This is a genomic window from Cognatundibacterium luofuense, from assembly GCF_018139685.1.
GTDB classification, from domain to species: domain Bacteria; phylum Pseudomonadota; class Gammaproteobacteria; order Burkholderiales; family Burkholderiaceae_D; genus Undibacterium; species Undibacterium luofuense.
This window is the reverse complement of the sequence record NZ_JAGSPN010000224.1, coordinates 1-396: the sequence shown is the minus strand read 5'-3', so window position 1 is coordinate 396 and position 396 is coordinate 1. Positions and strand designations below refer to the sequence as shown.

The window sequence follows — 396 nt, the reverse complement described above, 5'->3', positions numbered from 1 at the left end:
ATCCGCCACCACAGGCTCAGGCAAATCACGGCCCCAGTTTGCGCCGGTGAAGTGGAAATCCGCTTCGTTCGCGCCGCAGACGAAATTTGCCATATTGGCCACAGTACGGTCTGCCACGACCTTGACAGGTTTCAGAGTATTAATCGGACCGAGATAGCCAGGCTTAGTACCAAACCACTCCACGATTTCCGCTTCGGTCGCGAAGCGATACGTCGCTAGACCCGGTACTTTGCTGGTTTTCACTTCATTCAGCTCATGATCGCCACGTAACAGCAGCAGCCAGACTTGCTTGTCTTCTTCTTTGTCTGCATCGACGGTCAGAACGATGGACTTGACGGTGTTTTGCAAAGGAATGGACAACAAGGCAGCCACGTCTTCACATTTTGCCTTACCCGG

Annotated in this window: 1 protein-coding gene; it reads right to left on the bottom strand. The window is 53.0% G+C overall.

Translation table 11 applies throughout. The features are described 5' to 3' along the window. Positions 1-396, bottom strand: a 396-nt coding sequence (locus KDM89_RS20135) for a YbaK/EbsC family protein (RefSeq protein ID WP_329604710.1), incomplete at both ends; no start/stop codon positions are given.